The organism is Plantactinospora solaniradicis (assembly GCF_042658085.1).
Lineage (GTDB): Bacteria > Actinomycetota > Actinomycetes > Mycobacteriales > Micromonosporaceae > Plantactinospora > Plantactinospora solaniradicis.
Genome location: NZ_JBHSPR010000062.1, coordinates 1 through 2,041, shown reverse-complemented (window position 1 = coordinate 2,041; position 2,041 = coordinate 1). Strand labels below are relative to the sequence as shown.

Annotated in this window: 1 protein-coding gene; it reads left to right on the top strand. The window is 70.1% G+C overall.

The annotated features are described in order from the left end of the window. On the top strand, positions 1 to 2,041 hold a 2,041-nt coding region (locus ACFP2T_RS41805; protein WP_377432425.1), incomplete at both ends, for a condensation domain-containing protein.

Genomic DNA, 2,041 nt, shown 5'->3' with positions numbered 1-2,041 from the left:
CTCCACGGAAGCCGGAACCTCCAGACCCCCCTCGGGGGAACACGAAATCGTCCTCTGTGAAGCGTTCGCCGAGGTACTCGGCCGGGACACCGTCGGCGTGGACGACAACTTCTTCGACCTCGGCGGGCACTCCCTGCTCGCCATCCGGCTGCTGTCCCGCATCCGGGCCCGGCTCGGCACCGAAGTCAAGATCCGCATGCTGTTCCAGGCCCCCACGCCCGCCGGTCTGGCCGCGCTCGTAGCCGGGCGCGACTTGGACCGTGTGCGGCCGTTGCTACGCACCGCCGAACGTCCGGAGCGGGTGCCGTTGTCGTTCGCCCAGCGCCGGCTCTGGTTCCTGACCCAGATGGAAGGCGCGAGCTCCACCTACAACATCCCGGTCGCGGTCCGGCTGACCGGGCAACTCGACGTGCCCGCCCTCGAAGCGGCGCTGCTCGACGTCATCGGCCGGCACGAGTCGCTGCGTACGGTGTTCCCGGCGGTTGAGGGCGAGCCGTACCAGCACATCCTGGAGCCGCGCGAGGTGCGGTGGAACCTGCCGGTCATCGAGGTGGACGCCGACGGGCTGGCCCCGGCGGTGGAACAGGCGGCCTGGTACGCCTTTGACCTCTCGACCGAACTGCCGGTCCGCGCCAGCCTGCTCCGGTCCGGGCGGGACGAGCAGGTGCTGGTGCTGGTGACGCATCACATCGCCGGCGACGGCTGGTCACACGGTCCCCTGCTGCGGGACGTTTCGGTGGCGTACGCGGCTCGGCTGCGTGGCGAGGCGCCGAGGTGGGCGCCGTTGCCGGTGCAGTACGCGGACTTCACGTTGTGGCAGCAGGATCTTCTGGGCTCGGACGAGGATCCGGAGAGCTTGCTGTCGGCGCAGGTGGACTACTGGCGGCGGACGCTGGCCGGTGCGCCGGAAGAGCTGAGCCTGCCGGTGGTTCGGCCCCGGCCGGCAGTCGCGGGGAATCGTGGGTACCGGGTTCCGGTCCAGGTGCCAGCCGATGTGCATGAGCGTCTCGTGGAGCTGGCGCGCGCGGAGGGCGTGACGCCCTTCATGGTGTTGCAGGCCTCGGTGGCGGTTCTGCTGTCGAGGCTGGGTGCGGGCACCGACATACCGATCGGGTTCCCGGTCGCCGGCCGCACCGACGATGCCCTGAACGACCTGGTCGGGTTCTTCGTCAACACCCTGGTCATCCGTACGGATCTGTCGGGCGATCCGCAGTTCCGCCAGATCCTGGCCCGGGTGCGGGAGACGGCTCTGGGAGCCCTCGCGCACCATGACGTGCCGTTCGAGCGCCTCGTCGAGGAACTGGCCCCGGCCCGCTCGCTGGCGCGGCATCCGCTGTTCCAGGTGATGCTCACCGTGCAGAACAACGAGCGTGCCGCGCTCGAGCTGTCCGGGTTGCGGGCTGACGCGGTGATGGTCGGCAGCTCGGCCACGGTGGCGCGGTTCGACCTGGACATCGCGGTGCGGGAGACGCTCGACGAGCAGGGCCGTCCGGGGGGCCTGCGTGGTTCGGTGACGGTGTCGGCGGATGTCTTCGACGAGCCGTCGGCGGAGCGGTTCGCGCGCTGGCTGGTGCGGGTGCTGGACGTGGTGACCGCGTCCCCGGACACGTCGCTGCATGCGGTGCGCGTGCTGGACGCTGAAGAGTTGGAGTTGGTGGTTCGGGGGTGGAATGACACTGCGGTGCCGGTTGGTGGGGAGTCGGTGCTGGGGTTGTTCGGTCGGTGGGTGGCCCAGACGCCGGGTGCGGTGGCGGTGGTGGCCGATGGGGTCGAGCTGACGTTTGCCGAGTTGGATGTGTTGGCGGGTCGGTTCGCGGCGTATCTGGGCTCGTGTGGTGTGGGGCCGGAGTCGGTGGTCGGGCTTCGGCTGCCGCGTGGGGTGGGGATGGTCGCGGCGATTGTCGGTGTGTGGAAGGCCGGGGCGGCGTATCTACCGATTGATCCGGGGTTGCCCGCGGACCGGGTGGCATTCATGGTGGCTGACTGTGGTGTCGGGTTGGTGGTCGACGGGCAGTTGCCGTTGGCGGAGATGCCGGTGCCG